The sequence below is a fragment of the Vibrio genomosp. F6 genome (assembly GCF_005146325.1).
GTDB lineage: Bacteria > Pseudomonadota > Gammaproteobacteria > Enterobacterales > Vibrionaceae > Vibrio > Vibrio cortegadensis.
Genome location: NZ_SYUT01000085.1, coordinates 1 through 5,244 on the forward strand (window position 1 = coordinate 1; position 5,244 = coordinate 5,244).

At 39.7% G+C, this 5,244-nt stretch carries 5 protein-coding genes; 2 read left to right on the top strand and 3 right to left on the bottom strand.

Annotated elements, in window-relative coordinates; translation table 11 throughout:
* Positions 1-129 precede the first annotated feature (129 nt).
* A complete protein-coding gene (gene pssA / locus FCV43_RS19375) occupies positions 130-1,470 on the bottom strand; it encodes a CDP-diacylglycerol--serine O-phosphatidyltransferase (RefSeq protein ID WP_136996090.1) in 1,341 nt (446 codons plus the stop codon).
* A 98-nt stretch (positions 1,471-1,568) separates the two neighbouring features.
* Entirely contained in the window at positions 1,569-1,994 is a 426-nt protein-coding gene (locus tag FCV43_RS19380) for a GNAT family N-acetyltransferase (protein ID WP_113796104.1), read from the bottom strand.
* A 66-nt stretch (positions 1,995-2,060) separates the two neighbouring features.
* Here FCV43_RS19380 and murB point away from each other — a divergent pair, with 66 nt between their 5' ends.
* Both murB and birA read left to right on the top strand, forming a co-directional pair.
* Positions 2,061-3,107 (top strand): UDP-N-acetylmuramate dehydrogenase, encoded by a 1,047-nt coding sequence (gene murB / locus FCV43_RS19385; protein WP_136996091.1) that lies wholly within the window; start codon positions 2,061-2,063, stop codon positions 3,105-3,107.
* A complete protein-coding gene (gene birA, locus FCV43_RS19390) occupies positions 3,104-4,069 on the top strand; it encodes a bifunctional biotin--[acetyl-CoA-carboxylase] ligase/biotin operon repressor BirA (RefSeq protein WP_136996092.1) in 966 nt (321 codons plus the stop codon). Before murB ends, birA begins: the two co-directional genes overlap by 4 nt.
* 27 nt (positions 4,070-4,096) lie before the next feature.
* On the opposite strand, the gene coaA is transcribed toward birA, so the two are convergent.
* Complete coding sequence (gene coaA, locus FCV43_RS19395) at positions 4,097-5,020, bottom strand: type I pantothenate kinase (RefSeq protein WP_017051023.1); 924 nt, start codon at positions 5,018-5,020, stop codon at positions 4,097-4,099.
* Positions 5,021-5,244 lie beyond the last annotated feature (224 nt).

The window sequence follows — 5,244 nt, forward strand, 5'->3', positions numbered from 1 at the left end:
TATCAAGGCTATCCATAGCCATTTCGCGTAAGACGGCGATGCTCTAATTAGATCATATCTTTCTGTAATTGGTATAAAAAAGCACCAAACTTGTAAGTTTAGTGCTTTTGTTAACGTTGGATATTTCGTCTAGAGGATTTGTTTTAAAACTCGGTCTGCTTTTACCCGAGTGACTTTTTTAATTAGTTTCTGTACTGTATCTGGATAATGCTCAACTTTGTCTAGCTGGCGATAAGTACAAATTAACTGGGTATGCTGCAAAATATTGTCAACTTCAGAGCCAAACTTGTCAACTAGGTGCTGATGGTGATCTTGAATTAAAATGCCATTTTCTAAATCTAGCTTCCAAGCTCGTGGGTTTAAATTATTCCCTGTGAGTAGCATGTAGCGCTTATCTATCCACAAACCTTTAAGGTGGAAACTGTTCTCTTCATGTTTCCATAAATGTATGGAAAGATTACGACTGGCAATGTGAGCTTCATTGGCTTTGGCAAAACTACGAAGATTTACCTCATACAGATAAGGCAATCCGCCAATTGTCTTAAAATCTTCCTCAGGAGAAATAAAGAAATCATTGGCTGTTTTATCTCCTACAACTATGGTGACTTTTACACCACGTTTTAGGGCCTTTTTCACTTCTTTTCCGATGCTTTTAGGGAAATTGAAGTATGGAGTACAGATGAATACTTCATCTTTAGCTTCCGCTATCAAATGATTTATTGTCTGGTTTAACTTATTGCGTCTTTTTCCAACGCCAACAAGAGGCGTTACCGCAATTTCATTTTCACCAGTTGGTTGATGTGCAAATTTATACTCAGAGTTTGCTAGTGATGCTCTAAGTTGGCGGATATCAGCCTTAATCTCTTTGGTACTTGGTTTATCTCGATCGGTTAAATCATTAACTGCAGAGTTTGCGATCATTTCAGATTGCACGAACTCTACCATACTGTTTGCTAGATCTTTATTCTCAAAGGTATGGTAACGATCAAATCGATAGCGTTCTTGGTAATTTAAATAAATATTATTAAGGCTAGCACCGCTGTATATAACAGTGTTATCGATAATAAAGCCTTTTAAATGTAAAACACCAAAGACTTCTCTACCTCGAACAGGGACACCGTAAACCGGTACTTTGTGTTCGTATTTTTCGCTGAAAGATTTATACATTGCAGCATTGCCATCGGAAGAATCTGCGCCAATAAGACCACGTTGCGCTCGGTGCCAGTCAACACAAACATTGATATCCAAACCAGGGTTTTGCTGTTTGGCTTCGTACAGTGCAGTCAGAATTTCTCTACCAGCTTCATCATCCTCTAAATACAATGCAATAAGGTAGATACGACTTTTTGCCGTCTTAATTGCATCTAATAAACGAATTCTAAAGTCTCTAGCGGATAGAATTACTTCAAACTTGTTAGGGTCTTGCGCGATAGTTGGCAAGTGTTCGAATGGATTTCTATTAGCGATCATCTTGAATTTTTTACCTTAGAGATATGCAAAATTGCGAACCTTCAATTTTACCAAAAACTACTAGCATATGACTAGTAAAGCGGGTTGTATCTTTATTTTTATCCTACAAATTGCATTGGAATGAGATCTTTCCCACTGTTTACATATCGGAGAAAGAGGCATTTTACCGAGTTTGGCATGTCATCAACTTCTACCCGAATAAAAGAATGCTTTTGGTAAAAGAGTTCAAGGTGGCTGTATGCGAAACAATAATCAGATCGTGTGAGAATATTTGACTTGCAATGCGCCATCAACTTATTCGCTAGACCCATTCCTCTTTTTTCTGGAATCGTGAGCATGCCAGTTAGCAGACGGAAATGTTCGATCTCTCTAAACCTCACGACACCACTAAGTTGGTTTGATTCTGAAATGGTGATGATAAGTTCACTTTTCTTTGCTTTAGCTGAAGGGTAGTGATCCTTATACAATTTCTTGATCAGTGGAATTTTGATTGGGTCGAGCTGTTCTATCTTTACTTCTGACATTCAGTCACTGCGCTATTGGTTGGAGTCATGTAGAATTGAAAGAGTGTAAGTTAACTCATAAAGACCATGCAATCATATCCTGACGTAAATTTAGAAAAATATCATACATTCGGCATTAAGCAGAAAGCTCGTTTTCTTGTAGAAGTGACGTCAATAGAACAATTAATTGACGTTTTTCAAGATCCTGAATGGGAGGCTTTACCTAAGCTTGTTTTAGGTAAAGGGAGTAATGTTCTTTTTACCGATTATTTTGATGGTGTAGTGATCGTAAATCGAATCTTGGGGAGAGATATTAGTCGTGATGAAGATGATCTTTACTTACACGTTGGTGCAGGGGAAGACTGGCCAACACTGGTAAAATGGACAATCGAGCAATCTATTGGTGGGCTGGAGAACTTAGCATTAATACCAGGGTGTGCGGGATCTGCGCCTGTTCAAAATATAGGCGCTTATGGTATTGAGCTAAAAGATGTCTGTACGTATGTTGATGTTCTTTGCCTTGATACATTTAAGATCAAACGCCTAACAAACGAAGAATGTAAGTTTGGGTATCGTGAGTCTATTTTCAAACATGAATTATACCAAAAGGCTGTTGTCGTCGCGCTAGGTATTTGTCTATCGAAACGATGGGTGCCAAATAATCAATATGGCCCACTTCAAAAGATACCGGTAGACGAATTATCACCTAAAGCTATTTTCGATGAAGTATGTCGAGTGCGTATGGAAAAGTTACCGAACCCAGCGCTGCAAGGTAATGCTGGAAGCTTTTTTAAGAACCCGGTTATTAGCCGTGAAAAATACGAAGGCTTGTTAAGTCAATTTCCTTTGTTAGTGGCTTATCCGTTCGATAATCAATTTAAAGTTGCGGCAGGGTGGCTGATTGATCAATGTGCGTTCAAAGGCGTTGTATGCGGTGGTGCTCAAGTCCATCCTAAACAAGCCCTGGTTTTAGTTAACTCTGATAATGCAAGTGCCGATGATATTGTAAAGCTTGCTGCGAACATTTATCAAACAGTCAAGGATACGTTTGGTATAGAGTTGGAACATGAAGTTCGTTTCATTGGTCGGCAGAGAGAAGTGACACTAACTGAAATCGCGAGTATTAATACATGAAAGAGCACCAAGTTAAATTATCAATATTGAATTCACTTGCCGATGGAAAATTTTATTCAGGTGAAACACTTGGTGAGCTTTTGGGTATTTCGCGCGCAGCGATTAGTAAACATATCAATGGGATCCAGGAGTGGGGGCTTGATATATATCGTGTTCAAGGAAAAGGTTACTGTCTATCTAAGCCGCTAAACCTACTAAATCGAGAGCTATTATCGGAAGGGTTAATTCAGCCTTTCGAGTTGGTACCTATCATCGACTCAACAAATCAGTACTTATTAAATCAAGTTGGAAGCATTGATTCAGGGACAGTTTGTCTTGCAGAATATCAATCGCAAGGGCGTGGCCGAAGAGGACGGCAATGGATATCGCCTTTCGGTAGTAACCTTTATTTATCAATGTACTGGCGTCTTGATGCAGGTATGGCAGCAGCGATGGGGCTGAGCCTTGTTATTGGTATCGCAGCGGTTGAAGCTCTTGAACAGTTGGGTTTCGAAGGGATTAAACTAAAATGGCCAAATGACCTGTATTACCAAGATAAAAAACTTGGTGGAATATTAGTAGAAATGTCAGGGCAAGCAGGCGGAGCGGCGCATATAGTGCTAGGGATGGGGCTTAATATCTCAATGCGACCTGATATCGATGGTATTGATCAACCTTGGACATCTCTAGATGAACTCGCAGAGTCTCAGTTAGTGGATAGAAATATACTTGCATCCACTCTGATTGGTTCTTGGACAAGCGCACTAAGCGAATATGAACAGTTCGGAATGAAGGGGTTTGTAGAACGATGGAATCGACTAGATAACTTTGTTGGAAGAAGCGTTCGCTTGCTTATTGGACCAAGGGAAGTGACAGGTGTTGTAAAAGGAATCGATGACCGTGGCGCAGTGTTACTTGAGACAGATAATGGAATAGAACCCTATATCGGTGGTGAAATATCGTTAAGAAAGCACGAGATATAAGGTTTAACTGATTATTGTCTGCAAGCTTTATTTACGTAATAAAACTTGCTCTACCGTATGGTTTTTTCCTTTACGCAAAATAAGGTGGGCTCTCTCTCTTGTGGGTTGAATATTTTCTGAAAGGTTTTTACCGTTAATGGATTGCCAAATGTTTCGGGCTTTCAATTCCGCATCTTGTTTCGTGAGTTGAGTGTAATGACTAAAATAAGATCCTGGTTTCGCAAATGCACCGTCTCTGAATTTCATAAATCGCTCGATGTACCACTGTTCAATCAGAGTGCTATCAGCATCGACATAAAGAGAGAAATCCAAAAAATCTGATATAAACACGTGATTGGCAGATTGGTCCTGCTCAGGTCCACCCTGCAACACATTTAACCCTTCAATAATTAACACATCGGGTAAATCAACATTTTTCACTTCTGGTGTAATGTCATACGTTAAATGTGAGTAGATCGGCGCTTGCACATTGCGTTTACAAGCCTTCACATCAGAGACAAATTGGATAAGGCGCTTAGTATTATAAGATTCTGGAAATCCTTTTTTGCTCATCAAATTGCGTTGCTCAAGCACCTTGTTTGGATACAGAAATCCATCCGTTGTGATGAGTTCAACTTTTGGGTGGTTTTCCCAGCGAGACAAAAGAGCGCACAATAGTCGAGCGGTTGTACTTTTCCCTACCGCAACACTGCCAGCAATGCCAATGACAAATGGTGGTGCGTGCCCTGTATTGCCGAGAAACTGGTCTAGTACTGAATTACGATTCTGACGAGCGGCAACGTATAGATTGAGTAGCCTTGATAGTGGAAGATAGATATCAACGGCTTCTTTCATGGTTAAGTTTTCATTGATACCTTGTAGCTCGGCTAAGTCATCCTCTGAAAGTGTCATTGGTACTGAGTTTCTTAACTCCGTCCATTGGCAACGGTCAAAAGACATAAATGGGCTCATATCAACTCTTTAGATAAATGAAAACGTAGAGAATGGAAAATACATCAAGAAGAGCAGAATGAAAATAATAATGCGCCTAGAATTTCTATGAAACGCTTGAATTGGTAAAAAATAAGCCGTATCAGAAGAAACTCGGAAAAAATATTATTTTTTTTCGCTTTAGCTATTGCAAGGTGGAAAATCATTCAATAGAATGCGCCCCACTTGTGCCGACTTAGCTCAGT